At 51.8% G+C, this 25,590-nt stretch carries 23 protein-coding genes; 11 read left to right on the top strand and 12 right to left on the bottom strand.

What is annotated here, in order from left to right:
- Nucleotide 1: 1 nt before the first annotated feature.
- A complete protein-coding gene (locus tag ACVXHP_RS16815) occupies nt 2–1,666 on the bottom strand; it encodes a bifunctional 3-(3-hydroxy-phenyl)propionate/3-hydroxycinnamic acid hydroxylase (protein ID WP_447571848.1) in 1,665 nt (554 codons plus the stop codon).
- A 190-nt stretch (nt 1,667–1,856) separates the two neighbouring features.
- Here ACVXHP_RS16815 and ACVXHP_RS16820 point away from each other — a divergent pair, with 190 nt between their 5' ends.
- Nucleotides 1,857–2,669 (top strand): DNA-binding transcriptional regulator, encoded by an 813-nt coding sequence (locus ACVXHP_RS16820; protein WP_316128500.1) that lies wholly within the window; start codon nt 1,857–1,859, stop codon nt 2,667–2,669.
- 567 nt (nt 2,670–3,236) lie between these two features.
- Here ACVXHP_RS16820 and ACVXHP_RS16825 read toward each other — a convergent pair.
- Nucleotides 3,237–3,959 carry a hypothetical protein gene (locus ACVXHP_RS16825; RefSeq protein ID WP_447571849.1) on the bottom strand — a complete coding sequence of 241 codons (723 nt, stop codon included), beginning with the start codon at nt 3,957–3,959 and terminating at the stop codon, nt 3,237–3,239.
- A 389-nt stretch (nt 3,960–4,348) separates the two neighbouring features.
- On the opposite strand from ACVXHP_RS16825, the gene ACVXHP_RS16830 reads away from it, so the two are divergent.
- The gene (locus tag ACVXHP_RS16830) at nt 4,349–4,870 is read left to right on the top strand and encodes a hypothetical protein (protein ID WP_316128404.1); all 522 of its coding nucleotides are present in this window, start codon (nt 4,349–4,351) and stop codon (nt 4,868–4,870) included.
- 128 nt (nt 4,871–4,998) lie between these two features.
- Entirely contained in the window at nt 4,999–5,856 is an 858-nt protein-coding gene (locus ACVXHP_RS16835) for an alpha/beta hydrolase family protein (RefSeq protein WP_447571850.1), read from the top strand.
- Between the two features lie 110 nt (nt 5,857–5,966).
- On the opposite strand, the gene ACVXHP_RS16840 is transcribed toward ACVXHP_RS16835, so the two are convergent.
- On the bottom strand, nt 5,967–6,683 hold the full coding sequence (locus ACVXHP_RS16840; protein WP_200007833.1) for a YebC/PmpR family DNA-binding transcriptional regulator: 717 nt from the start codon (nt 6,681–6,683) through the stop codon (nt 5,967–5,969).
- 512 nt (nt 6,684–7,195) lie between these two features.
- Between ACVXHP_RS16840 and ACVXHP_RS16845 the strand changes: the two genes are divergently transcribed.
- Complete coding sequence (locus ACVXHP_RS16845) at nt 7,196–7,750, top strand: GNAT family N-acetyltransferase (RefSeq protein WP_316128406.1); 555 nt, start codon at nt 7,196–7,198, stop codon at nt 7,748–7,750.
- Nucleotides 7,751–7,851: 101 nt separating this feature from the next.
- On the opposite strand, the gene ACVXHP_RS16850 is transcribed toward ACVXHP_RS16845, so the two are convergent.
- Nucleotides 7,852–8,544, bottom strand: coding sequence for a B3/B4 domain-containing protein (locus tag ACVXHP_RS16850; protein ID WP_447571851.1), 693 nt, complete (start codon nt 8,542–8,544; stop codon nt 7,852–7,854).
- A gap of 43 nt (nt 8,545–8,587) precedes the next feature.
- Between ACVXHP_RS16850 and ACVXHP_RS16855 the strand changes: the two genes are divergently transcribed.
- Nucleotides 8,588–9,190, top strand: a complete 603-nt coding sequence (locus ACVXHP_RS16855; protein WP_447571852.1) for a helix-turn-helix domain-containing protein — start codon at nt 8,588–8,590, stop codon at nt 9,188–9,190.
- 55 nt (nt 9,191–9,245) lie between these two features.
- Here the strand turns inward: ACVXHP_RS16855 and ACVXHP_RS16860 are convergent, their stop codons facing one another.
- Together ACVXHP_RS16860 and ACVXHP_RS16865 are read right to left on the bottom strand one after the other, a co-directional pair.
- Nucleotides 9,246–9,722 carry a cold-shock protein gene (locus tag ACVXHP_RS16860; protein ID WP_038638021.1) on the bottom strand — a complete coding sequence of 159 codons (477 nt, stop codon included), beginning with the start codon at nt 9,720–9,722 and terminating at the stop codon, nt 9,246–9,248.
- 86 nt (nt 9,723–9,808) lie between these two features.
- Complete coding sequence (locus tag ACVXHP_RS16865) at nt 9,809–10,054, bottom strand: YmjA family protein (RefSeq protein WP_042310259.1); 246 nt, start codon at nt 10,052–10,054, stop codon at nt 9,809–9,811.
- Between the two features lie 378 nt (nt 10,055–10,432).
- Between ACVXHP_RS16865 and ACVXHP_RS16870 the strand changes: the two genes are divergently transcribed.
- Both ACVXHP_RS16870 and ACVXHP_RS16875 read left to right on the top strand, forming a co-directional pair.
- On the top strand, nt 10,433–11,209 hold the full coding sequence (locus tag ACVXHP_RS16870) for an MBL fold metallo-hydrolase (protein ID WP_447571853.1): 777 nt from the start codon (nt 10,433–10,435) through the stop codon (nt 11,207–11,209).
- Between the two features lie 18 nt (nt 11,210–11,227).
- Complete coding sequence (locus ACVXHP_RS16875) at nt 11,228–12,178, top strand: GlxA family transcriptional regulator (protein ID WP_447571854.1); 951 nt, start codon at nt 11,228–11,230, stop codon at nt 12,176–12,178.
- Here ACVXHP_RS16875 and ACVXHP_RS16880 read toward each other — a convergent pair.
- Nucleotides 12,175–12,810 carry a class I SAM-dependent DNA methyltransferase gene (locus ACVXHP_RS16880; protein ID WP_447571855.1) on the bottom strand — a complete coding sequence of 212 codons (636 nt, stop codon included), beginning with the start codon at nt 12,808–12,810 and terminating at the stop codon, nt 12,175–12,177. The two genes, ACVXHP_RS16875 and ACVXHP_RS16880, sit on opposite strands and share 4 nt — an antisense overlap.
- Before the next feature lie 124 nt (nt 12,811–12,934).
- Here ACVXHP_RS16880 and ACVXHP_RS16885 point away from each other — a divergent pair, with 124 nt between their 5' ends.
- The 3 genes from ACVXHP_RS16885 to ACVXHP_RS16895 all read left to right on the top strand — a co-directional run bounded on the left by ACVXHP_RS16885 (nt 12,935) and on the right by ACVXHP_RS16895 (nt 17,621).
- On the top strand, nt 12,935–14,026 hold the full coding sequence (locus ACVXHP_RS16885) for a LacI family DNA-binding transcriptional regulator (protein WP_316128411.1): 1,092 nt from the start codon (nt 12,935–12,937) through the stop codon (nt 14,024–14,026).
- A 121-nt stretch (nt 14,027–14,147) separates the two neighbouring features.
- Nucleotides 14,148–17,225 carry a beta-galactosidase gene (locus tag ACVXHP_RS16890; protein WP_447571856.1) on the top strand — a complete coding sequence of 1,026 codons (3,078 nt, stop codon included), beginning with the start codon at nt 14,148–14,150 and terminating at the stop codon, nt 17,223–17,225.
- 123 nt (nt 17,226–17,348) lie between these two features.
- Nucleotides 17,349–17,621, top strand: coding sequence for a YceK/YidQ family lipoprotein (locus ACVXHP_RS16895; protein WP_447571857.1), 273 nt, complete (start codon nt 17,349–17,351; stop codon nt 17,619–17,621).
- Nucleotides 17,622–17,667: 46 nt separating this feature from the next.
- Here the strand turns inward: ACVXHP_RS16895 and prpE are convergent, their stop codons facing one another.
- From prpE to prpB, 4 genes are all read right to left on the bottom strand, one after another.
- Nucleotides 17,668–19,554, bottom strand: coding sequence for a propionate--CoA ligase (gene prpE / locus ACVXHP_RS16900; RefSeq protein WP_447571858.1), 1,887 nt, complete (start codon nt 19,552–19,554; stop codon nt 17,668–17,670).
- A gap of 40 nt (nt 19,555–19,594) precedes the next feature.
- On the bottom strand, nt 19,595–21,046 hold the full coding sequence (locus ACVXHP_RS16905) for a bifunctional 2-methylcitrate dehydratase/aconitate hydratase (protein WP_200007855.1): 1,452 nt from the start codon (nt 21,044–21,046) through the stop codon (nt 19,595–19,597).
- Between the two features lie 37 nt (nt 21,047–21,083).
- Complete coding sequence (gene prpC / locus ACVXHP_RS16910; protein ID WP_200007857.1) at nt 21,084–22,253, bottom strand: bifunctional 2-methylcitrate synthase/citrate synthase; 1,170 nt, start codon at nt 22,251–22,253, stop codon at nt 21,084–21,086.
- A gap of 68 nt (nt 22,254–22,321) precedes the next feature.
- Complete coding sequence (prpB, locus tag ACVXHP_RS16915) at nt 22,322–23,203, bottom strand: methylisocitrate lyase (protein ID WP_447571859.1); 882 nt, start codon at nt 23,201–23,203, stop codon at nt 22,322–22,324.
- Between the two features lie 252 nt (nt 23,204–23,455).
- Here prpB and prpR point away from each other — a divergent pair, with 252 nt between their 5' ends.
- On the top strand, nt 23,456–25,066 hold the full coding sequence (gene prpR, locus ACVXHP_RS16920) for a propionate catabolism operon regulatory protein PrpR (RefSeq protein WP_200007862.1): 1,611 nt from the start codon (nt 23,456–23,458) through the stop codon (nt 25,064–25,066).
- 32 nt (nt 25,067–25,098) lie between these two features.
- On the opposite strand, the gene yahO is transcribed toward prpR, so the two are convergent.
- The gene (gene yahO / locus ACVXHP_RS16925; RefSeq protein WP_003830901.1) at nt 25,099–25,374 is read right to left on the bottom strand and encodes a DUF1471 family periplasmic protein YahO; all 276 of its coding nucleotides are present in this window, start codon (nt 25,372–25,374) and stop codon (nt 25,099–25,101) included.
- Between the last annotated feature and the right edge of the window lie 216 nt (nt 25,375–25,590).

Genomic DNA, 25,590 nt, shown 5'->3' on the forward strand with positions numbered 1-25,590 from the left:
ATCAGGCCACCTTTTCAACGGGAATATCGGTATTAACGCGGGTGAGCGTCATCACCGACGCCAGTTTATTCAGGGTGCTGCCCAGGGTTTGCGGAATCGCGATCGCGGCCACAAAGCGGTCCGGACGCATCACCACCAGCGCCGAATTGTGCTGGGCAAACCACGCGCGCAGACGGTTTTGCGTATCGCCAATGCGGGTAACGCCGTCATGGTTATCCTGATCGGTATGTATCTGCGTATCCGGCACCACCTGGATAAACCGCGTCCCCAGCGCCTGCCACTGCTGGATCTGCGCTTCACTCATGCCCCATAGCGGATTACAGCCCCAGCCAATCACCGCGAAATTCGGGCCGATGACGTTGTCGAGCAACGTTACTTCGCCGGTTTCCAGCGTGACCTTCGGCTGGATAAACATCTTGCCGACCGGTGAGGTTTTCGCCTCGCCTTCACGTACCAACGCCCCAGTGTGGTACTGCGGCATTGGCTTAAAGCGCATTTCAAGGAAGTAACGTTTGACCGGCGGAATGTAGTTCAGCAGCCAGGAAACCCCGTCGCGCACCGCGCCGTGCCAGCGTTTTGGCGGCGCCAGCACGTTGCCTGCGGTAACCGACAAATCAATCATCGCTTTGGCGTGATCGCGGCGTTCCTGTTGGTAAGTATCCAGCAGCGCATCACCGGCTTTGCCATTAATCACCAGCGCCAGTTTCCACGCCAGATTGAAGGCATCGCGCATACCGCTGTTGTACCCCTGCCCCTGCCAGACCGGCATAATGTGCGCCGCATCTCCCGCCAGCAGCACACGGTCAATACGAAAACGTTCAGCCAAACGGGCGTTATGGGTGTACACGCGCTGGCGGATCAGCTCGACGTTGTCCGGGTTCGGCAGCACTTTGCTCAAGAGTTGGCGCATATTCTGCGGCTCGCTAAGCTGAGCCTCGGTTTCTCCCGGCATCACCATAAATTCAAAGCGGCGCACCGCATGCGGCAGCGCGGCAGAAACATACGGGCGTACCGGATCGCAGCACAGATACACATGCGGCGTACTCAGCGGATCGTTGGCGATATCCACCACAATCCATTGATTCGGCGCGGTTTTGCCTTCGAACGGCACATTCAGCGAGCGCCTGATGTTGCTGGCGCCACCGTCGCAGGCCACCAGCCACTGGGCCTTCACCGTTTCCCGCTGGCCGTCCGGCGCTTTCAGGTTCAGCGTCACTTCGCCATTTTGCTGGCTGAAGGCTTCCAGTTCGCGAGAAAACAGGCAGCGCACGTTGGGAAAACGCGCCAGCCCTTCCAGCATCACCGCATCCACCTGCGGCTGAATAAACGCATTGCGGCGCGACCAGCCAAATTCGTCGGTCATCGGCTGGATATCAGCAAAGCAGCGGCCTTTCGGGGTAAGAAAGCGCATCGCGTGCCACGGCGTGGTGTGTGGCAAAACGTTCTCGACCAGACCAACGGACTGCATGGTGCGCAGCGCTTCATCGTCAATACCGATGGCGCGGGGATAGTCGATCAGCGTGTCGAGCTTCTCCACCACCAGCACCTCAATGCCCATCTGACCAAGATAGTTCGCCATCATCAGCCCTACCGGGCCGGCCCCAGCAATCGCTACCTGCACGGTGTGCTGCACTGCGGGTTGGATATCAGGATTTATCGTTGTCATTTCAGAACCTCACTACTCGGACAAAACGCAATTGCAGGCCCTGGTGAGGCGCAATTTGTTTTGTTAAAAATATGTGAATAATTTTTATTGTGCGGTCAGTATAGAAGTGAGTTTTTGCGCTACAATCAAAACATGCCTGGATGTGCACCAAGTGCACAACGTTGTTTTATCTGTAGATTTGTCAATGAATATGAAAAGTGACGACGGTACTGAATACAAAACCGTGCGCGGGCTAACGCGTGGGTTAATGTTATTAAATATGTTAAATCGGCTTGACGGCGGGGCCAGCGTTGGCCTGCTGGCAGAGCTGAGCGGTCTGCACCGCACCACGGTCAGACGTCTGCTGGAAACCTTGCAGGATGAGGGTTACGTCCGGCGCAGCCTGTCCGATGACAGCTTTCGCTTAACCATTAAAGTCCGTCAACTCAGCGAGGGATTTCGTGACGAGCAGTGGATTTCTGCGCTTGCTGCCCCGCTGCTGGGGGATTTGCTGCGCGAAGTCATCTGGCCGACCGATGTGTCCACGCTGGATGTAGACGCGATGGTGGTACGTGAAACCACCCACCGCTTCAGCCGCCTGTCGTTTCACCGGGCGATGGTCGGTCGTCGTTTGCCGCTGCTGAAAACCGCCTCCGGCCTGACCTGGCTGGCATTTTGCCCGGAGAATGAACGTCAGGAACTGATTGAAATTCTGGCCTCAAGACCGGGAGAAGAGTTCCAGTTGGCCCGCGAACCACTGAAGCTCGACGCTATTCTGGCCCGCGCACGTAAAGATGGCTTTGGACAGAACTATCGCGGTTGGGATCAGGAAGAAAAAATCGCCTCCATCGCCGTTCCCATTCGCAGCGAACAGCGGGTTATCGGTTGTCTGAACCTGGTGTATATGGCCAGCGCCATGAGCATCGAGCAGGCCGCGGAAAAGCATCTTCCCGCCTTACAAAAGGTGGCGAAACAGATAGAAGACGGCGTGGAGTCACAGGAGATTTTGGTTGCCGGGAGGTGAAGTAGATCACATTTGTTAGGTATCGGAGCGTCAGGCTTGAGGATAGCTGAGGCAAATAGCGACTTCATGTCATTTAGGTTGGTTTACACTATATTGTCACATATAAATGGCAATCATCGATTAAGCAATCGACAATTGCCAACAGGATTGAAATCAAAATGGCATATTACACTGGCTGATTAAACTCAACATAAACTGTATAGTTCTCATCCTGCTCTTGATTGAGATCCACGCTTGCGCCTACTGAACCTTTGAACGCATTCATACCAAATCCTAAACGTCCCTCTTTAGTCGATGAGAATACGCTCTTCTTTTTTAGTTCCAGTTCTGCACTAAGGCAACCCCCCTTTTCCCTTGCAAATACAATGCCTTCCTATGATGGTTCATACGGTAATCGGTCGAGGGTTAATCTTGAAGATCTTCATCCACAATAAATATTAAATTTTTCACCTTATCTCCAGACTTAAAACATTCCTATTTTTCGATATCACTTTATACATATAATATACAGACAACAGAATTTCTATGTGATAAAAACCAAATCCTTCTCACAAAAAATAAAAACAATCAATTATTAATGTATTTTTTACATTCTTCTGTTTTTGCAAAGACGTCATCATCTCGACAAGCGATTTTTACTGCATCAACAAAGTTGTTATTGCTTATTGGAGTCCAGAAATTATTAACAATTAAATATTTTTGCCGCTTAACACCATCTCTAAGATTTAAAGTTATTAAAGCAGATTCAAGTTTTGCCATGTATTTATTATTTGACTTCGTCCTATATTCAGCAAATACTACAACATACTCCGGCTCCACATAATTCCTCGCCACCAAAGGTGGGACAAAGAAATTCACATCAGACTTCGCAGCTAATACGTAGCCATTCATTTCTTTATATTCATACGCAGGCATAGAGGATATATTCCCCCCAGGAATTGAAACACCATCCTTAGTAAAAACACCGGTAATATCTTTAGTAATTTTATATATTACCTTTTGTTCAAAATCAGGAACTATTCTGAAGTTTTCAATAACCTGGTCGGTAGAGCTTTTATTCATTAAGTTAAATTGATAGCTTCTTCCAGAAGATTTAACGTACTTGACCTCTACATCTCCAGTCAAAAAATCGAAAACATAGGTAACAGCAAATGTAAGCCCACCAGTAGCTGAAAGCCATAAAATAAAACTACTAACTTTTTTGAGAAAAGGTTTAGGTACACTCTTATCCTTTGGCTTTTTTTTTGACGGATTAGATTGCGGAGCCTTTCGTTTATTGCTTCTTCCCATTTTTATTTATTCATCTCGGTATTATAGTTTTGATGGATGAATGCTTGTATTTTTCCACTGTAGAGTAACAGACATAACCATCCATTTTGATTAGTCATATGGTACTTTACTATTATTTTTTTACAACAGTTTATTGTATCAAAATGGCTATAGATGACTACTAAATATGGTTAGTATTTGGAGTTATTTGGAATCATTTGGTAATTAACGAAGCGCACTTACATAATATAGCCACACATTCTGTAAATGTTGGCAGGATTAGCCTGATTATTAGATTTTAGATAGATTACCAATAGCTCAGGTAGTACTAGCCTTATGACCTCCACTCCGTTAATATATCGACAAAATCATTGTATCAATATTATTAAAATAACGTAGCAGGATGTAATATGAAGAAAGTACTGGGATTATTGTTAATGATGTTTTTAACAGGCTGCTCTACACCAGGCAAACCAGCCTTTTATTACCCCTGGACGCAGTACAAAACGGGCATCGATATCCAGTTACCGAAAGACCCTAAATATAATGATGCTTTCCATGGGACTTTACGCCTCGATGACGATGGTGATTATGCGATGATGGTTATTTATAACGGTGGTAATGTCGTTAATCAGTTCGGCTACGTCACGAAAAGCAATCTTGAAAATTGGATCGCACTTTATTCAAACTTCTTAAAATGGGATCCACAAGATTCGGGTGTAACAACAACGTTCACCATTCCTGATGCTGGCTCGACGTTTAACAAAGAATACGATGTTGAATATCGTTTCGCTCAGGGTAAAAAACGCTTTGTCATCAATAAGCACAGCTCAGGAACCTGGTTTATCGACTTCTCGGAGATATCTTTGGATGAGGCGAATGTGCAGAAAGCGCTTGACGTCTATGAAGCTCTGAGAGGAAAGCTTAAATAGTCTTCCGCTATTCCCGATCTCCTTTAACGAGACCGGAATACAGAACAAAAAAAATCGCCAGATTCGCGAGTTAAAGCTACATTGAATTCAGAACCCACTGGTATGACCACATAGATAAGGCTCAATGAATGAATTCAATAATAATACCGGTCAATGAAGGCGGATTTCTGTCTGCCACGATTTGGCAAAGAAGCGATGCCAGAGCGATCGTTATACTTCACCCAGCCACGGCGGTTGTACAGGCGTTTTATAAGGGGTTCGCTGAGTATCTTTTTAACCAGGGATTCAATGTCATCACTTATGATTACCGTGGAACGGGCCGCTCGAAATCCGGAAAGCTCCGTAGCTACAGCATCTCAATGTCAGACTGGATCGAGCAGGACGTGGGCTGCATCACTGCCTGGGCTAAAACGCGTTACCCTGGGCTTAACCTGCTGGCGGTAGGACACAGTGTCGGCGGGCATGCTGTTCTGCTTTCGACGGCCACCTCCGCCCTGCACGCTGCCGTCATTGTGGCCTCCCATGCCGGGGTGACGAGCACAATAAAACAAACGGCAGAGAAGATGCGGGTCTGGTGCTTGCTGCGTGTTCTGGCCCCGGTTCTTTGCCGTATCTTCGGGTATATGCCTGCCAGGCGCCTCGGACTGGGCGAAGATTTGCCTGCTCCTGTGATGCTTCAGTGGGGACGCTGGAGCGCAATGCCGGGTTATTTCTACGACGATCCTGACTGGGATGCACGCCAACGGGCAAACGAGATAACCTTACCTTTACTGGTGGTGGGTTTTGATGACGACCCGTGGGCTAACCCTGAAGCTATTGCATCCCTGATGGAGCCAGTGCAAAACGCAAAAATCGAACATCGCGAAATTCGGCACGCAGATTTTGGTCTTTCTTCCGTTGGACACATGGGCTTTTTTAGGACGCGGAGTGCGGAGAAATTATGGCCTATCGTCGGTCAGTGGCTGGCGAGACAGAGCCAGAATTGAGCCAGCAGATATTTACTTTTTTTCTGCCGTACTGTCAGACCAGATATACTTTTTTAACAAATTTATTCGTTAAAGAAATCTGCCACAAGACAGATTTCTTTAATTTAGAATTAGATATTTGCAACGTTATGATATACTTTTTGAACATCATCGTCATCTTCAAGGGCATCAACAAGCCCTGCAAAGATTTCTAAATCTTCTGGTGAAAGTTCAATTTCTGATTGAGCAATCATTTCTAATTCTGTTGTGGAGAACTCGGTAATTCCCGCTGCTTTTAACGCTGCAATACCTTTATGAAGGTCGGTAGACTCAGTATAAATAACGATATTGCCTTCATCTTCGGTGACATCACGAACATCAACTTCAGCTTCAAGCAAAATTTCAAAAATATGGTCAGGGTCAGTGCCTTTAAATACAATGACTCCGGTATTGTCAAACATATAGCTGACAGAACCCGCCGCCCCGATATTTCCGCCTTTTTTATTGAAGATTGAGCGAATATTAGCAATCGTGCGGTTAACATTTGAAGTCAACGTTTCAGCGATAACCATGGAACCACTTGGACCAAAGCCTTCATAACGCCCTTGCATGAACGTTTCGTCGCTACCACCTCTGGCTTTATCAATCGCTTTATCAATAACATGCTTTGGAACCTGGGCTTGTTTCGCACGTTCAATAACGAATTTTAAAGCGGTGTTTAATTCTGGGTCCGGTTCACCTTGTTTAGCAGCAGCATAGATTTCCACACCGAATTTTGCATATACTTTAGACGTTGCACCGTCTTTAGCCGTTTTTTTACCAACAATGTTGGCCCATTTACGTCCCACTGGAATACACTCCCCGAAAATTTATTTACGTTACGCGCAGATTAATAAACTGCGAGTTTTCTCCATCATATTATATCATGATGTCTAAATTCTCGTCTATGAGAATTGAAAATACCCCAACCTCACGAGATGCTACTTTTATTTAATCAATAATTAACATTCTGAATAGGTTATTACCAAATTCCTCCTGTTCCTTTTGCTTTTACCCTAACTAATTGGACCACAGCGATAATAAATAAGAAAAGAGATACAAAAGGTATTCATGCAACGTACTGCCTTCGCCTTTTATGTAAAACGTTCTCCTCCGCTGCTGGCACGAAGCCACCTGTTATCCTGAAACAGTTTGTCTGACATCGCCAGGCAGCGATGAGCGGATACTGTCCCTGTTAAGGATAAATCGAAGTAATTTTATGAATAAACAGAACGCGATTATTAGAAAAAATAAACTAAGTAGTTTGTAAGAAACAAAATTTGTTAATATACACACCCCAATTCTTACGTGCGGATGAATTATGAAACTGTTTTCGACAGAACGAACAGATGTGCATTTGCTTGTCGATGAATACGCAAAAAATCTTCAGCATTATTTAGTGAATAACAGAACTCATCTGGCACCCTACGAACCTTTGCGCGACGATGAATATTTTTCATTAGAGAATATACAAAATCGAATAATCAACTCCCTCAACGATTATCAGGAAAAAAGAAGTCTGCCTCTGGTTGTTACGTTGAAAAATGATGAGCATATTATAGCGACGATCAACTTTACCAACTTTGTATATGGCGTTTTTCAGGCATGTTACCTTGGGTTTTCATTAGAAAATGCTAGCCAGGGTAAAGGTTTAATGTATGAATCTTTAGAAAGTTCGATCGAGTATGTTCGTAAGCGTTACGGAATACACAGAATTATGGCAAATCATCTCCCTGATAACTTACGCAGCAGCAATACGTTGAGAAGATTAGGATTCAAAAAAGAGGGATATGCACAATCCTACTTGAAAATTAATGGGATATGGGAGGATCACATCCTGAACTCGCTGATATTTCTGGATGAGTCCTCTCAATAAGCATGTCAGTTTCTGGCACAAAACGGACCTCCTGCGATATCAAGGTCCACTATGAGTAAGCAGCCAGCTGTTGTCATTCGCCTTTCTCCTGCAGAAGCTGACTACTGTTGCTCTTCGATGAGAGCAACGTCAAACCACAGGCCTGGCATCATTTTTTCAAGACCGTCGGTCAGCATCTTCCCGGCTTCATAAAGCTTCTCCAGCGGCATCTGCGGCAGACTTTCCAGAATAAACCACATTTGCTGGGCTTCCACGTTTAATCGGGTGCGGATCCCTTGCCGCCAGTTCCAGCGACGGCAGGTCACGCCTGCATCATCGCACCAGATAACCTCGCCTTGCGAAGGGTATTCAATGGCGGTCTCACCGTCTTTAACGGTATCAAAAGGCTCAGTGCCCTTTGCCACAACCAGACGTGGAGCCCCCTGATAGGCCGCAATGTTTTCGCCACCCACGGGAATGGCATAGCGGAGGCTAACGGCATTATAGAGATCAACAATGGGATCGAGTGCAGGCATCGTTCCGTCGCGTAATACGCGCTTACGTAACGCATCGGCTGAACAAGGGGTACGCTTGGGCTTAGCGCCAAACTGTTGAAAAACCTCAGCCCATGCGGCCAGATGAGATTCCGCCCATTCCGGCTCACCGCTCAGAACCGCCTCACAGGCTTCCTGCAGCGCCGTTTCGCCAATATCGGGGTTCAGCACCGGGGCGGCTTTTACGTGGATACTCAGCGCTCGAAAGCCGGGTGCAATACGATAAATTTCAGGAGCAATTGACGGAGATACTGTGCACACGTGATAATCCTATAATGACCAATTTATTCCATGATAATGACCTATGACCAAAAAAGTCAATTTAATGACCGATGCGGATGCGATTGCCAGCACCGTGAACGAAGCCGTATCTCAGCGTATTAAGCTGTATCGTAAGCAAAAGAAAATATCACTTGATGAGCTGTCCCGTCGCGCGGGCGTCAGCAAGGGGGCGCTGGTTGAGATTGAGGGATGTCGGGCGAATCCGAGCATTGCCCTGCTATGCCGCCTGGCTGCCGCGATGGGGGTTTCGGTGGCTGACTTTGTGGATGTCAGTTCAAAACCAACCGTGCATCTCATTGCTGAAGATGAGATCCCGGAATTGTGGGAAGGTGAAAAAGGCGGGAGAGCAAGACTGCTCGCAGGATCCGGCGGCCCCGAGATGACCGAGCTCTGGATGTGGGAAATGCAGCCGGGGGAAAAATTTGCGTCACCCGGTCACACGGAAGGGACGCTTGAACTGTTTTATGTACAGGCAGGTACGCTCACGCTTGGGGTACAGGACCATCGGTATCAGGTGCAGACCGGTTGTTCAGCAACGGCCAGAACGGACGTTGCGCATTTTTATGAAAACCAGGGGGAAAACCCGCTGGTTTTCATCATGACGGTACATGAAAAAGCATCCTGAGCGTTGCCCGGTATGAAGGTCAGCCTTCGTCAGGCTGGGTCAGCTCCGCAGGGCTTCAGACCTTAAGCAGTTTCACTGTCGCATCGATGTCGATTTCATCTTCGGAGAAGATCAGCGTCGTCCCCTGGAAAGTGGTGATAGCCAGTTTTTTCAGCTTACGCATTTCGCCAGGCTTCACCTCTGATTTCGGCCGGATGCTGTTCATCAGCACGCCGACAGACAGCACCGCGTTTTCTTTATCAATACGGGTCTCGACAGGGACTTCTTCGCTGTATACCAGGTACGACTTGATCGCCGTGAGCTTCAGGCGCTCGCCCGCGATATAGATGTATTTGCTGTCTGGAATGACTTTCACCGCATAGGCAGACAGACCTTTGTTGTTGGTGGTCGGTTCAAAGGTTACCGCCGCGTCTTTCTTGATCAGCTCAGGATTAGCAACCTTAATCACATGAAAATAGCGGTTATCGCCATTTTCATCTTTGATAAATCCAAAGCCTTTATCTTTAAACCACGTTGTGATTGTTCCGTTCATTGCTGTTCCCACCTGATTAAATCTAATACTCGCAGAGTATATCTACTGAATTTGCGCGCAGTGTAAAACACAGACCACGTCTTTGGCTACTCGTTACCCCAGCGATTGAGGAACTCCGCGATATCGTCGATACGCTGCGCGTCGACACCGGCCACGGTTGCCATCTCCTGCTGCGCTTCTTCGCTAATCTCTTCGTTGTTCATTAAACGGGTGATCAGTTGCTGGAAGTAGTGCGCCAGCGCATCGCGTTCGGCATCGCTTACCGGCTTTGCGGCTTCGGTCGCGTACTCGTCGGCGATATCATAATATTTTAGCGGAATGTCGTTGTTCATGAGGTGCTCCGGGCTGAATGCGTTGGCCAGCAGTTGCCTGCCGTGTCTGGTGTGAATGATAGCATTCTTATTTCATGGTTCGCGATCTGTTTTATTGACTGCAATATATTGCATTTAACTAATATATTTTCTGAAACCGCTTTGCATTTAATTAATCTTTATTTATATATCTGTATTTTTATGCAGTTCGGTCTAATAGCAATGAATTAATCCGGGAGTTACAAAGTAAATATTCAATGACTTTAAATCTGATTACATTATCGGCCTCTGACCTTTAGGATTGGCCCGATCCCATCGCTACTCGCCCATTTGCCCACATTCAACTTATGCACAACACTCTACGATGACACCACTGACCCAACACGTGGAGCAAACACCATGAATATCACGCAAATCCGCAACGCCACGCAGTGCATCACCTTTGGCGGCAAGACCTTTCTAATCGATCCAATGCTGGCTGCAAAGAGTGCTTATCCGGGCTTTGCCGGAACAGCACGTGCGGAGATCCGCAATCCCACCGTCGATCTGCCTGTCAATATTGATACGCTGTTTAACGTCGATGCGCTGATCGTGACGCATCTGCATGAAGATCACTGGGATGAGGTTGCAGCACGGGTCGTGCCGAAAGACAAACCGATTTACGTGCAAAATGAGCAGGATGCGCAGGTGCTGCGAGTTCAGGGTTTCACCCAACTTAACGTACTGACGCACAACACCACGCTGGGCGACATCACCCTACGTAAAACCGGTGGTCAGCATGGCTCAGATCGCGCTTACGCCATCCCGCAAATGGCGGAACGTCTAGGCGATGCCTGCGGGGTTATCTTTCAACATCCGGCGGAAAAAACGCTGTATCTGGTTGGGGATACTATCTGGCGTGACGAAGTGGAAGCCAACATGCTGACTTTTCAGCCGGACGTGGTAATTTTGAACGCCGGTTTTGCTCACGTCATCGGTTTTGGCCCAATTATTATGGGCGCAGAAGATGTCCTAAAAACCCACTTCACCCTTCCCAACGCACAAATTGTGGCCACGCATATGGAGGCGATAAACCACTGTTTGTTGACCCGCGCCGCGCTGAAAGAGTACGCCAGCGACAACCAGATTGCGCAATGCGTCAACGTGCCGGAAGATGGTGAAACCCTGACATTTTAATATCCGCAGAGGAATCGTATGCAGCCGCTTACCGTCGCTATTGTCGCCGTGGAAGATTTCAGCCCGTTTCACTTCTCGGTGCCATGCATCATTTTCAGTGACAAAGTAGCGGCGAAAAAGCACTTTGACGTGCAATTGTGCGCCGAACTGCCCGGTATTGTCTCCTCGCAGGACGGTTTCTCCATTAACGCAGCCCACGGCTATGAAGCGGTAGAGGCAGCCGACATCGTGGTGATCCCTTACTGGGGGACTACGGCAGATCGCCCGCCGCAGAGTTTGCTTAATGCGCTCAACCGCGCGCGGCAAAACGGCGCGCAAATTGTCGGGCTGTGTCTGGGCGCATTTGTCCTCGGCTATGCAGGTCTGCTGGATGGCAAACGAGCAGCCACGCACTGGGAGTTCGAGCAGGATTTTCAGGCCCGCTTCCCGGCTGCGCGTCTGGATATCAACGCTCTATATGTGGATGACGACGGTATTATTACCTCAGCAGGCACTGCCGCCGCGCTGGATTGCTGTTTGTACGTGATCCGCCAGCGTTTTGGCAGCACGGTAGCGAATCAGATTGCGCGGCGGATGATTGTGCCGCCGCATCGCGAAGGTGGTCAGGCACAATTTATCGAACAGCCGGTAGCGAAAAACACCCAGGATCAGCGCATCAACGCCCTGCTTGATTATTTACGCCTGCATATCCACGAGCAGCATAGTCTAGATGCGCTGGCGCAGCGGGTGATGATGAGCCGTCGCACTTTAACCCGTCACTTTATGAAAGCCACCGGGTCGAGCGTGGCAGAGTGGTTGATTGCCGAGCGTCTTCACCGCAGCCAGGCGTTACTGGAGTCCAGTCAGTTGCCCGTTGAACGCATCGCCGAAAAGGTCGGTTTTCAATCGCCCGTCACCTGGCGTCAGCATTTTAAATCTCATTTTGGCGTCAGTCCCGCCGAATGGCGTAAAACCTTTCGCGGTATTTAGTTTTTTTTCGCCAACCATACCGTGTGCCCTGCGCATTCCGGGTCTTCCATCACCATCTCAATCAACGCAAAGCCGTGCACTGAGAGCAATGCACGATACTCATCAGGTGCGAGGCTGGCGTGAAATAGCGGCTCACCTTCAAATTGCCCCATCGCAATGCCGTCCCCCGTACCGCTGGTAAACATCAGCGCGCTGCCGGGATGGCTAAGCTGGTCAAAAATCGGGAACATCTTTCGTTGGTCTTGCTGGGTTAAATGGAAAAAACTGTCCCACGCAATCAGTCCATCAAAGGTTTCATCAATCGCTAGCTCACGCATATCTTGCTCCAGCCAGCGATGAGCGGGAAAGGATTGCCTGGCCCGCGCCAGCATCGCTGCGGAACCATCAATCCCCGTGAGCTGAAAACCTTGCTGGATAAAGTACCCGGCAATCGGCTGACCGTTCCCGCAGCCAATATCCACAATGCTCCCCTGCCTGCCCATTACCGCGATGAACTTGTCCAGCCAGCTTTTTTCAAACAGAGCACGAGAGCGCTGACTGGCAAAGGCATCCGCATGACGCCGGTAGATGGACAGAATGTTGTTTGCCGCAGAGTCGCTCACGATGCCCTCACTTTTTATTCTGTTAAACATCACGACGATAAATCCTCCGGCACACGAGGCGCAACCCTGGAATGTGCCTCGCAGAACCTGGCCGTACATAACCCAAAACGGTTTCTCTGTGGCATGATAGCGCGTAGATAACGACATAACAGGGGTGATAAACGTGAAACCGGTAACGCTGTACGATGTGGCAGACCATGCAGGAGTCTCTTACCAGACCGTCTCGCGCGTCGTGAATCAGGCCAGCCACGTTTCCGCCAAAACCCGACAGAAAGTTGAGGCCGCGATGGCGGAACTCAATTACATCCCTAACCGCGTCGCACAGCAACTGGCAGGTAAACAGACGTCGCTGATTGGCGTCGTGACGGCGAATCTTGCCCTGCACGCCCCTTCACAAATCGTTGCCGCCATAAAATCCCGCGCCGACCAGTCCGGTGCCAGCGTGGTGATCGCCATGGTCGAACGCAGCGGCGTTGAAGCATGCAAAGCCGCAGTCCACAACCTGCTTTCTCAACGCGTAACCGGGCTTATTATTAACTATCCGCTGGATGAAGAAGACGCCATTGTAGTGGCTGCCGCCTGCGGTACGGTGCCGGTGCTGTTTCTCGATGTCTCTGACCAGACGCCAATAAACAGCGTGATTTTCTCCCATGACGACGGCGCCCGCCTCGGCGTTGAACATCTGGTGCAGCACGGACACCAGCGTATCGCCCTGCTGAGCGGGCCGCACACTTCGGTTTCGGCAAGGCTTCGCCATTCGGGGTGGCATAAATATCTGGCGTCCTACCAGTTGCAACCCGTCGCAGAGCTGGAAGGCGACTGGAGTGCGATGTCCGGTTTTCAGCAAACGCTGCATATGCTCAATAGTGGTAATCTCCCCACCGCTATGCTGGTTGCTAACGATCAAATGGCGCTGGGCGCGATGCGGGCAATCAGCGAGTTCGGTCTGCGGGTGGCGGTGGATATCTCGGTGATCGGCTACGATGACACAGAAGATAGCGCCTGCTACATTCCACCACTAACCACCATCAGGCAGGATTTTCCGTTACTGGGTGAAACCAGCGTCGACAGGCTGCTGCAACTTCCCCGTGGCGAATCAACCGTGGGTAACCAACTGCTGCCCGTAACCCTGGTTAAGCGCAAAACGGTTCTACCTCCCGATACGCAAACTACGTCTCCCCAGACGCTGGCGGACTCATTGATCCAGCTCGCGCGGCAAGTCTCTCAGCTCACACCTAAAATGTGAACGCATAACAATTATGTGAGTCAGTTCACTCATTAAACGCCACATCCTTTACAGTTGGGATCGCTTATCCGTATTTTGTTTAAAATTGTGAGCGAGTAACAAAACCAAGCAGGATACCGTTATGAACCTGAACACAGATTCACTCTCCGCTGTTCTGGCCCGCCACGACTGGGAAAATCCCGGCGTCACGCAACTCAATCGCCTGGAGGCGCACCCGCCTTTTTGTAGCTGGCGCTCAGCGGATGATGCGCGAGCTAATCAGCGTTCAACTCAGTTACGCTCCCTGAATGGCCGGTGGCAATTCGCCTGGTTTCCCGCGCCGGAAGCAGTGCCGGAAAGCTGGCTGACAAGCGATCTCCCCCAAGCTGATACTATCAATGTCCCCTCTAACTGGCAGATGGACGGTTACGACGCACCAATTTATACCAACGTCACCTACCCGATTCCGGTTAACCCACCCTATGTTCCGGCGCAGAACCCGACCGGATGTTACTCGCTCACATTGAATATCGAAGATACGTGGTTAGATGAAGGTCAGACGCGCATTATTTTTGACGGCGTCAATTCCGCGTTTCATCTGTGGTGCAATGGTCGCTGGGTTGGCTACGGTCAGGACAGCCGTCTGCCGTCTGAATTCGATCTTAGCGATTATCTGCTGCACGGCGAAAACCGCCTGGCCGTGATGGTGCTGCGCTGGAGCGACGGCAGCTATCTGGAAGACCAGGACATGTGGCGTATGAGCGGGATCTTCCGTGATGTCTCCCTGCTGCATAAACCCACCGCACACATCCGCGACCTGCGCATTAACACCCGCTTTAACGACGACTTCAGCCGCGCCGTGCTGGAAGCGGATGTCAGGATAGCGGGCAACGCGAGCGAAGATTTACGCCTCACCCTGCAATTGTGGGAAGGTGAAACGCTCACTAACGAAACGACATCCCCGCTCGGCAGCGAAATTATTGATGAACGCGGCACTTATCATGACCGGGTTACCCTGCGTCTGAACGTCGAAAAGCCAGCGCTGTGGAGTGCCGAAACGCCCAATCTGTACCGTGCCGTTGTGCAGTTACACACCGTCGACGGAGTGCTGATTGAAGCGGAAGCCTGCGATGTCGGCTTTCGCGAGGTCCGCATTGAAAACGGACTGCTGTTACTCAACGGTAAACCGCTGTTGATTCGCGGCACCAACCGTCATGAGCACCATCCGATCAATGGTCAAGTGATGGATGAGGCGACGATGGTGCAGGATATTCTGCTGATGAAGCAGAACAACTTTAATGCCGTGCGCTGCTCGCATTACCCGAACCATCCGTTGTGGTACACCCTGTGCGATCGCTACGGCCTGTATGTGGTCGACGAAGCCAACATAGAAACCCATGGTATGGTGCCGATGAATCGCCTCACCGACGATCCCACATGGTTGCCTGCCATGAGCCAGCGCGTCACACGCATGGTGCAACGCGATCGCAACCACCCGAGCATTATCATCTGGTCGCTGGGCAATGAATCCGGTCATGGCGTCAATCACGACGCGCTGTATCGCTGGGTGAAATCGGAAGATCCGTCCCGCCCGGTACAGTACGAAGGCGGCGGCGCGAATACCGCGGCGACCGACATTATTTGCCCGATGTACGCTCGTGTCGACAAGGATCAGCCTTTCCCGGCGGTGCCTAAATGGTCGATCAAAAAATGGCTGTCGATGCCCGGCGAGCAGCGTCCGCTCATTCTCTGTGAATACGCCCATGCGATGGGCAATAGTTTCGGCGGCTTCGCCAAATACTGGCAGGCATTTCGTCAGTATCCGCGCCTGCAGGGCGGGTTTGTCTGGGATTGGGTGGATCAGTCGCTGATTAAACATGATGACAACGGTAAGGCCTGGTCAGCCTACGGCGGTGACTTTGGCGACACGCCTAACGATCGTCAGTTCTGTATGAACGGACTGGTGTTCGCCGATCGCACCCCGCATCCGGCATTATACGAGGCCAAACATGAACAGCAGTTTTTCCAGTTCACGTTACTGCCGGGCACCGAACGTCAGATTGAAGTGACCAGCGAATACCTGTTCCGCCGCAGCGATAACGAAGTTCTGCACTGGTCGATTGCCCAGGATGGCAACCCTCTGGCCGCCGGCGAAATCATTCTGGATATCGCCCCGCAGGGACGCCAGGTGATTACCCTGCCAAATGTCCCGATGCCGGAAACCACCGGCCAGCGGTGGCTGACGGTACGCGTGGAACAACCTCAGGCCACCGCATGGTCAGATGCGGGACACATCAGCGCCTGGCAGCAGTGGAAGCTGGAAGAGAAACTGAGCCTGGCGCGGCTGCCAACTGCCCGCACAACGCCACAGCTCAACGTTAGCGAAAACAGCTTTACTGTTGAGAACGACAACAAGCGTTGGCAATTCGACCGTCGGTCTGGCCTGCTGACACAGTACTGGATTGGCGATGCCGCCCAACTGCTAACCCCACTGACCGACCAGTTCACCCGTGCGCCGCTGGATAATGATATTGGCATCAGCGAGTCAACCCGCATTGACCCGAATGCCTGGGTTGAACGCTGGAAGGCAGCCGGTCATTATCAGGTCGAAGCAACGTTACTGGACTGTGCTGCCGACACGCTAAGCAAAGCGGTACTGATCACCACCGAACATGCGTGGCAGTATCAGGGTGAAACGCTGTTCGTCAGCCGAAAAAGCTACCGTATCGACAGTCATGGCGAGATGCAGATAACGGTGGATGTCGACGTCGCCAGCGGCACACCGTATCCGGCGCGTATTGGCCTGAGCTGCCAGTTGGTACAGGTGGCCGAGCGAGTGAACTGGTTAGGTCTCGGCCCACATGAGAACTACCCGGATCGCCTGAGCGCCGCCTGTTTTGACCGTTGGGATCTGTCACTCGATGAGATGTACACCCCGTATGTTTTCCCGAGCGAAAACGGTCTGCGCTGCGGCACGCGCGAACTGCACTACGGCACGCATCAATGGCGCGGCGACTTCCTGTTCAACATCAGCCGCTTTAGTCAGCAGCAGCTGATGGAAACCAGTCACCGCCATCTGCTGCAACCGGAGGCGGGTACCTGGCTCAATATTGATGGCTTCCATATGGGCGTCGGCGGCGATGATTCATGGAGTCCTTCCGTGTCGCCGGAGTTTTTGCTGAGTGTGGGCCATTACCATTATCAACTGGGTTGGCGCTAATCATACACCGGATGGCGCTGCGCTTTTCCGACCGACAAAGCGTGTTCAATGCGCTTAAGTTCTGCGGACAAAAGCCGCTTTTAACCTGTTATGGTAAACGAGACGGTAAACCCAGGTCACAGGATGAGCAGAAAGACGGTTGCGGTAATGGCACTCTTTATCAGCACATTACTTTCAGGATGTGGCAGCATTAATGCGCGCACGGAAGGCGAGGATTCGAATACCTATTATGTGGGTACGCACCACGACATTGATAAACTAAAAAATCCAGGCGCTTACGATTATAACTATTTCGATTTAGCGCTGTTATTTATCGATGTGCCGCTGTCTTTTATGGCGGATACGGTCTATGCGCCGTTTGATTACTATCACGGACCGTATAAGAAAGTCGATTAAAATTCAGGCCCGGTAAGCATCGCGCCACCGGGCCAATTAATAACGGCTACTCCTCGATCGCCTGGCGAATTTGCTGCAGCGATGCCGGATCGTCAATGGTCGTCAGATCGCCGGGATCGCGGCCTTCACAGATCGCCTGGATCGTGCGACGCAGCATTTTACCGGAGCGCGTTTTAGGCAACTGCGACACAAACCAGACGTGTGCCGGACGGCCAAAATTACCAATCTGGCTATCCACCAGCGCCATTATCGCCTTCTCTTCTGAATGCGCGATGTCACGGTCTTCCAGGCTATCGCTCTGTTTCGGAATGACAAATGCAACCGCCACCTGCCCTTTCAGCGCATCTTTCACGCCGACCACCGCCACTTCTGCGACGTTCGGATAGCTGGAAATACTCTCCTCTATCTCACGCGTACCCAATCGGTGCCCGGCGACGTTAATGACGTCATCCGTCCGGCCAAGGATGAAGTAATAGCCGTCGGCATCGCGAATGCCCCAGTCAAAAGTGGCGTATACCTGACGAGAAAACAGCGACCAGTAGGTATTTACGAACCGCTCGTCATCGCCCCAGATGGTCTGAATACACCCTGGCGGCAGCGGCCCTTCAATGACCAGCATCCCCTTTTCATTCGCTGCGCAGGGTTCACCGGTAACCTCATTGAGCAACTGCACGTTATAGCCATACATCGGCACGCCAGGGCTGCCCAACCGCGATGGCCTGTCGTCCAGCCCACGGGCGATCGCCATAATTGGCCAGCCGGATTCGGTCTGCCAGTAATTGTCGATAACCGGGACGCCCAGGGTTTCCGTTACCCAACTGGCGGTCGGTTCGTCCAGCGGTTCCCCAGCCAGATACAGCACCTCCAGTGAGGAGAGATCGTGATTGCGGATCTGTGCGGTCGGGAATTTCTTCAGTACGCGTATCGCCGTTGGCGCGGAGAACATCCGGCTAACCTGATACTTCTCAACAATCTTCCACCACACGCCGCAGTCCGGGTACGTTGGCAGACCTTCGTACACTACCGTCGCCATCCCCGCCAGCAACGGGGCGTACACGATATACGAATGCCCAACCACCCAGCCGATGTCCGACGCGCAGAAGAATACGCCGCCCGCTTTGCCGCCAAAAATGGTGTCCATCGAAGTCGCCAGCGCGACCGCATAGCCGCCAACGTCACGCTGCACGCCCTTCGGTTTACCGGTTGTGCCGGAGGTGTAGAGAATGCAGGACGTTTCGTTCGACTCCAGCCACGTCACCGGTACGCGCGTACCAAGATGCTGCTGGCGCAGCGCGGCAAAGTCGAGGTCGCGTCCCTCAACCCGCGCCATTTTCGCCAGGCCACGATCGACCAGCACGACATGGCGCGGCTGATGCTGCGCCTGGCTGATAGCATCATCAAGCAGCTTTTTATACGGCAGGATCTTGCCCCCGCGCGCGCCGGCATCCGCCGAGACGATAACCACCGGTCGGGCATCGTCGATCCGCGCCGCTACGCTGTGCGAAGCGAACCCCCCGAATACCACCGAATGGATCGCCCCAATACGCGCGCAGGCCAACAGCGTAATGTGCGCCTCGGCGATCATCGGCATGTACACCAGAACCCGATCGCCGCGCTGCACGCCCAGAGACAACAACATCGCCGCCGCGACGTTCACTTCGTCGTATAGCTGACGAAAGGTAAACGTGCGTTCTTCTTCGGTTTCCGATGACACCGCAATCAGCGCCAGCGCCTCGGGTTGTTTTTCCACCCAACGGTCGATGGCGTTATGGCATAAATTGGTCTTCCCGTCGCAAAACCAGCGGGCAAACGGCGGGTTGCTGTGGTCCAGCACCTGCGTATACGGCTGCTGCCAGTCAATTCGCTGGGCCTGCTCGGCCCAGAACGACTCCGGTTGCGTAATCGAACGTTGATAAAACTCGCTATAAGACATAATGCTCTCCTGTTGAACTTACGCCTTGCCGCACGCAGGTTTAGATTACATAAAGGTCCATATACTCATTGACCGGCATCTGCTCCAGGCGAGTTCTGTCCAGGGAGACATCCAGAATGCGCTGCTGCTGACGGGTCGGAAACTGACGCGCCAGGTTGATTTTGAACTTCTCGACCAGCTTCGGCATACCGTCGTGACGACGGCGCGCATGACCGATCGGGTACTCCACCACCACTTCCTCAAAGCGTGAACCGTCGGTGAACTCGAGAGTGATGGCGTTCGCGATAGCGCGTTTTTCCGGGTCGTGATAATCAGCGGTAAAGGCCGGATCTTCGAAGCAGGTGATCTTCTCACGCAGGGCATCAATGCGTTTATCCTGCGCCACACCGTCTTCGTAATCGGCTGCCGTTAAGCGTCCAAACAGCAGCGGCACGGCGACCATGTACTGGATACAGTGGTCACGATCCGCCGGGTTATCCAGCGGGCCTTTTTTATCGATGATGCGGATGCAGGCTTCGTGGGTACGAATGGTCACTTTTTCGATATCCGCCGCCGTTTTACCCGCGGCCTGCAGTTGCTCATACAGCGTCATTGCCGCTTCTACCGCGGTCTGCGAGTGGAATTCGGCCGGGAAGGAGATTTTAAACAGCACGTTTTCCATCACGTAAGAGCCGTACGGACGCTGGAAGCGGAACGATTCCCCTTTGAAGGAGACATCATAAAAGCCCCAGGTTTTCGCCGTCAGCGCCGACGGATATCCCATCTCGCCCGTTTTTGCCATCAGCGCCAGACGTACCGCGCGGGAGGTCGCATCGCCTGCCGCCCAGGATTTACGCGTGCCGGTATTTGGCGCATGACGATAGGTACGCAGCGACTGGCCGTCGACCCACGCCAGCGAAACGGCGTTGAGAATTTCATCCCGGCTCAGCCCAAGCATTTCAGCGACCACCGCCGTGGAGGCGACTTTTACCAACAGAACGTGATCGAGACCTACGCGGTTAAAGGAGTTTTCCAGCGCGATACAGCCCTGAATTTCATGGGCTTTGATCATCCCGGTCAGCACTTTTTTCATGGTCAACGGCGCTTTCCCCGCCGCTACCGCGTTGCGTGACAGCCAGTCAGCCGTGGCCAGAATACCGCCGAGGTTATCGGAAGGATGGCCCCATTCCGCCGCCAGCCACGTGTCGTTGAAGTCCAGCCAGCGGATCATCGCGCCGATGTTAAACGCCGCCTGCACCGGGTCAAGCTGGAACTGGGTGCCCGGTACGCGAACGCCGTTCGGCACCACGGTCCCCGGCACCACCGGCCCTAACAGTTTTTTACAGGCCGGATATTCCAGCGCTTCCAGGCCACAGCCAAGGGTGTCGAGCAGGCAATAATGCGCGGTGTCGTACGCCACCTTTGAGGTGATCTCGTAATTCATAACGTAATCAACGATATCGACGATTTCACGGTCAAAGTCTGGGCGGACGTTCGAAATATGTGCGGACATAGGGTACAACTCCTGTTTTTATATTTAGAGGTTTTAATTAGCAACGCTTTTCGATCGGCACAAATACGCGATCTTCCGGGCCGGTGTAGTTGGCGGAAGGACGGATAATTTTGTTATCCTGGCGCTGTTCGATGATGTGCGCCGCCCAGCCGGTAACGCGGGCGATAACAAACAGCGGAGTGAACATTTCGGTCGGGACGCCCATCATGTTGTAGGAGACCGCCGAGAACCAATCGAGGTTGGGGAACATCTTTTTCGTTTCCCACATCACCTCTTCCAGACGGTCGGCGATGTTGTACATTTTCAGCGAACCGCCTTCCTGAGAAAGCTGCTTCGCCACGCGCTTAATCACCTGATGACGCGGATCGGCAATGGTGTAAACCGGGTGACCAAAGCCAATCACCACTTCTTTGTTTTCCACGCGTTTGCGGATATCCGCTTCGGCTTCATCCGGCGTTTCATAACGCTGCTGGATCTCCAGCGAAACTTCATTCGCCCCGCCGTGTTTCGGCCCACGCAGCGCGCCAATCGCGCCGATAATCGCGGAATACATATCAGAGCCGGTCCCCGCAATCACACGACTGGTGAAGGTGGACGCGTTGAATTCGTGCTCGGCATACAGCACCAGTGAAATGTGCATCGCCTTTTCCCAGCTTGGCGACGGTTTTTCGCCATGCAGCAGATGCAGGAAGTGACCGCCAATGGAATCATCATCCGTTTCCGGCTGAATGCGCTCGCCGTTATGGCTGTAGTGATACCAGTACAGGAGAATAGAGCTGAGCGACGCCAGCAGCTTGTCTGCAATATCGCGCGCGCCGGAAACGGTATGCCCCTCTTTTTCCGGCAATGTACACCCCAGCGCGGAGACGCCGGTACGCATTACATCCATCGGGTGGGATGCGGCAGGCAGCGCTTCCAGCACGGTACGCACGTTTGCAGGTAAGCCGCGCAGCGCTTTGAGTTTGCTTTTATAGGCGGTGAGCTCGTCGCGAGTGGGTAATTTACCGTGGATCAGCAGATGCGCGACTTCTTCAAATTCGCACTGTTGCGCCAGGTCGAGAATATCGTAGCCGCGATAATGCAGGTCGTTACCACTTTTGCCGACAGTACATAACGCGGTATTTCCGGCGGCCACGCCAGACAGCGCAACTGACTTTTTCGGTTTAATGACATGCGTGTTGTTTTGCAGGATTGTTGTGTCGCTCATGTTGTCCTCGTCATTTTTATAATATGTAGGGTGCTGAGGGTGTGAGAGTAGCCACGTAAGCCGGACGGCTACTTTTTGCTATACAGCGCGTCGAGTTTCTCTTCGAACTGGTAGTAATTGATGCTTTCGTACAGTTCGTTGCGCGTCTGCATAATGTCGATCACGCTCTTTTGCGTACCTTCCTGACGCAGCACGTTGTAAACCCGTTCAGCCGCACGGTTCATGGCGCGGAAGGCCGACAGCGGATACAGGGCCATGGCGACGTTCGCGCTACGCAATTCATCGGTAGTGAACAGCGGCGTGGCGCCAAATTCGGTAATGTTAGCGAGGATCGGTACCTGCACCGCATCGGCAAACTGGCGGTACATTGACAACTCGGTAATGGCTTCCGGGAACAGCATATCGGCCCCCGCTTCGACATACGCCTGGGCACGATCGATAGCCGCCTCTAATCCTTCCACCGCCAGCGCATCGGTTCGCGCCATAATCACAAAGTTAGGATCGGTACGGGCATCCACGGCGGCGCGGATCCTGTCGACCATTTCTTCTTTGGAGACGATCGCCTTGTTCGGACGATGCCCGCAACGCTTGGCGTCGATCTGATCTTCAATATGCAGCGCAGCGGCCCCGGCTTTGGCAATCGACTTCACGGTGCGCGCCACATTGAACGCCGACGATCCAAAACCAATATCCGCATCCACCAGCAATGGCAGCGGGCAAACATCGGTGATACGACGAATATCGGTCAGTACATCATCAAGGGTCGAAATACCGAGATCCGGCAGACCCAACGACCCGGCCGCGACGCCGCCGCCGGAGAGATAAATCGCCTGATACCCGGCACGCTGAGCCAGCAGAGCGTGATTGGCGTTGATGGTGCCAACGATTTGTAATGGATTTTCTTTGCTGAGCGCGGCGCGAAACGCCAGCCCTGGGGAGTGTTGAGACATATCCCGTCCTCTTGTTATCAACTTGTTATCATTCGTTGATTTACCTAAAGCAAGGGGTATGCCAAAGACCGTAACTTTTATTCAAATTTCATTTTTACTTTTTAAAACAGATAATTACATTTAGACCCTGTATTTTTATTGCACAAAAGCGTGTCAGCTATCGTTTCATGAAACGTTCCTTCACGTTTCATTGCAACATTTATGAAACACAACTAAACCCTTATACTCGGTTCCTTACTTTTTGGGTTGCTTATGGCTGATACGCATCTTCCGCCGCGGGTGAATGACGACAAACCGGTTATCTGGACGGTTTCGGTCACGCGTCTGTTCGAACTGTTTCGCGACATCAGTCTGGAGTTCGACCACCTGGCGACTATCACCCCTATTCAGCTTGGTTTCGAAAAAGCGGTGGCCTATATCCGTAAGAAGCTGGCCACCGAACGTTGCGATGCCATCATTGCGGCAGGCTCTAACGGCGCGTATCTGAAAAGCCGTTTATCGATTCCGGTGATCCTGATTAAACCCAGCGGGTTTGACGTACTACAGGCGCTGGCGAAAGCGGGAAAACTGACGTCGTCGATTGGCGTCATTACCTATCAGGAAACCATCCCCGCGCTAATCGCCTTTCAAAAGACCTTCAATTTGCAGCTTGAACAGCGCAGCTATATCACCGAGGAAGATGCCCGTGGACAAATCAACGAGCTGAAGGCCAACGGCACCCAGGCGGTGGTCGGCGCAGGGTTGATTACCGATTTGGCGGAAGAAGCGGGCATGACCGGTATCTTTATCTATTCGGCGGCTACCGTGCGCCAGGCGTTTATCGACGCGCTGGATATGACCCGTCTGACGCTACGCAGAAACGGGCAATACGCCTCTGGTGATACGCTGCGCACCCGCTATGCGCTGGGAGATATGCGCGGTCACTCTGCGCAAATGGAACAGGTGCGGCACACCATTATGCTCTACGCCCGTTCGCGTGCGCCGGTGCTGATTCAGGGTGAAACCGGCACGGGTAAAGAACTGGCGGCGCAGGCTATTCATCGTGAATATTTCACCCGTCAGGAGAATCGGCGCGGAAAACCTTCACCGCCGTTTGTTGCCGTCAACTGCGGCGCCATCACCGAATCATTGTTGGAAGCGGAGCTGTTCGGCTATGAAGATGGCGCGTTTACCGGCTCCCGCCGGGGAGGACGCGCGGGCCTGTTTGAAATTGCCCACGGCGGGACGCTGTTTCTTGATGAGATAGGCGAAATGCCGCTACCGTTACAAACCCGATTATTACGCGTGCTGGAAGAAAAAGAGGTCACCCGGGTCGGTGGACATCAGCCGATTCCGGTCGATGTGCGGGTGATTAGCGCCACGCACTGCAACCTGGAACAAGAGATGAAACAGGGTGAGTTTCGTACCGATCTGTTTTATCGCCTGAGCATTCTGCGCCTCAAATTGCCGCCGCTGCGCGAACGGCTGCCCGATATTCTGCCGCTGGCGGAAGGCTTTTTAAAACAGTCGTTGGCGGAACTGGACGTACCGTTTTCTGAACCCGTGCGTAAGGGTCTGGGACTGAGCCAGCCTACGCTGCTGAATTATGGCTGGCCGGGGAATATTCGCGAGTTGCGCAATATGATGGAGCGTCTGGCGCTGTTTTTGAGCGTCGAACCGCAGCCTGAGTTGAACGTACAATTTCTGCAGCAGCTATTACCAGAACTGGCCGCGGTTGCTGAGCCACCGCAGGTCACTTCATCACTGACGCCGCAACAGGTGCTGGCACAATTCAATGGTGATAAAACCGCGGCTGCGCGATATCTCGGTATTAGCAGGACCACGTTCTGGCGCAGACTAAAAGAAAACCCGCCGGTACAATGACCGGCGGGTTGCGTAATATTTACAGCTACGTATTATTTTTTCTTGTAGATATTGGCTGTACCGTGGATTTTATTGTCCGTTTGGCCGGAAGTTAATACCACCACATCGGCACCTTTCTCTTCGGCTTTCTTCAGCAGCTCTTCTTTAGCATCTGCCACAGAAACTTCGTTACTTGTTGAAATATCACCGATTTTTGTGTACTGCGACTCAACCTTTTCAAACTCAAGTTTTGTCATAAATTCCGCGGCATAGGCGTTGGAAAAGACTAAAGCTAACGCACCAATTAATACTTTATATCCAGTTTTCATATAAAAGCTCCAGGTTTTGTTATATATGCCATCATCAATCCTGAACATCCGCCATGCGAGTCAAGGATGATTAATAAGTAGTTCAGGCCGCTAAAAAGATCCAGAGCTGGCGGAAATATAAAGATATTTTGCGCGTTGTGAATTACAGAAGATCCCACGCCGCTGCATTAACCGGCGCAGCGGGGTTACAGAAACCAGGCGTAGGCGTTATTTGCA

This window comes from Citrobacter freundii complex sp. 2025EL-00176 (assembly GCF_053309355.1).

What these genes read in the sequence shown, in the direction of transcription:
- ACVXHP_RS16815 (WP_447571848.1), bottom strand. Translation starts at nt 1,666, where the DNA reads ATGACAACGATAAATCCTGATATCCAACCCGCAGTGCAGCACACCGTG.
- ACVXHP_RS16830 (WP_316128404.1), top strand. Translation starts at nt 4,349, where the DNA reads ATGAAGAAAGTACTGGGATTATTGTTAATGATGTTTTTAACAGGCTGC.
- ACVXHP_RS16870 (WP_447571853.1), top strand. Translation starts at nt 10,433, where the DNA reads ATGAATATCACGCAAATCCGCAACGCCACGCAGTGCATCACCTTTGGC.
- ACVXHP_RS16835 (WP_447571850.1), top strand. Translation starts at nt 4,999, where the DNA reads ATGAATTCAATAATAATACCGGTCAATGAAGGCGGATTTCTGTCTGCC.
- ACVXHP_RS16865 (WP_042310259.1), bottom strand. Translation starts at nt 10,054, where the DNA reads ATGAACAACGACATTCCGCTAAAATATTATGATATCGCCGACGAGTAC.
- ACVXHP_RS16825 (WP_447571849.1), bottom strand. Translation starts at nt 3,959, where the DNA reads ATGGGAAGAAGCAATAAACGAAAGGCTCCGCAATCTAATCCGTCAAAA.
- yahO (WP_003830901.1), bottom strand. Translation starts at nt 25,374, where the DNA reads ATGAAAACTGGATATAAAGTATTAATTGGTGCGTTAGCTTTAGTCTTT.
- ACVXHP_RS16860 (WP_038638021.1), bottom strand. Translation starts at nt 9,722, where the DNA reads ATGAACGGAACAATCACAACGTGGTTTAAAGATAAAGGCTTTGGATTT.
- ACVXHP_RS16905 (WP_200007855.1), bottom strand. Translation starts at nt 21,046, where the DNA reads ATGTCCGCACATATTTCGAACGTCCGCCCAGACTTTGACCGTGAAATC.
- ACVXHP_RS16845 (WP_316128406.1), top strand. Translation starts at nt 7,196, where the DNA reads ATGAAACTGTTTTCGACAGAACGAACAGATGTGCATTTGCTTGTCGAT.
- prpR (WP_200007862.1), top strand. Translation starts at nt 23,456, where the DNA reads ATGGCTGATACGCATCTTCCGCCGCGGGTGAATGACGACAAACCGGTT.
- ACVXHP_RS16890 (WP_447571856.1), top strand. Translation starts at nt 14,148, where the DNA reads ATGAACCTGAACACAGATTCACTCTCCGCTGTTCTGGCCCGCCACGAC.
- prpB (WP_447571859.1), bottom strand. Translation starts at nt 23,203, where the DNA reads ATGTCTCAACACTCCCCAGGGCTGGCGTTTCGCGCCGCGCTCAGCAAA.
- prpE (WP_447571858.1), bottom strand. Translation starts at nt 19,554, where the DNA reads ATGTCTTATAGCGAGTTTTATCAACGTTCGATTACGCAACCGGAGTCG.
- ACVXHP_RS16880 (WP_447571855.1), bottom strand. Translation starts at nt 12,810, where the DNA reads ATGTTTAACAGAATAAAAAGTGAGGGCATCGTGAGCGACTCTGCGGCA.
- prpC (WP_200007857.1), bottom strand. Translation starts at nt 22,253, where the DNA reads ATGAGCGACACAACAATCCTGCAAAACAACACGCATGTCATTAAACCG.
- ACVXHP_RS16895 (WP_447571857.1), top strand. Translation starts at nt 17,349, where the DNA reads ATGAGCAGAAAGACGGTTGCGGTAATGGCACTCTTTATCAGCACATTA.
- ACVXHP_RS16855 (WP_447571852.1), top strand. Translation starts at nt 8,588, where the DNA reads ATGACCAAAAAAGTCAATTTAATGACCGATGCGGATGCGATTGCCAGC.
- ACVXHP_RS16820 (WP_316128500.1), top strand. Translation starts at nt 1,857, where the DNA reads ATGAAAAGTGACGACGGTACTGAATACAAAACCGTGCGCGGGCTAACG.
- ACVXHP_RS16875 (WP_447571854.1), top strand. Translation starts at nt 11,228, where the DNA reads ATGCAGCCGCTTACCGTCGCTATTGTCGCCGTGGAAGATTTCAGCCCG.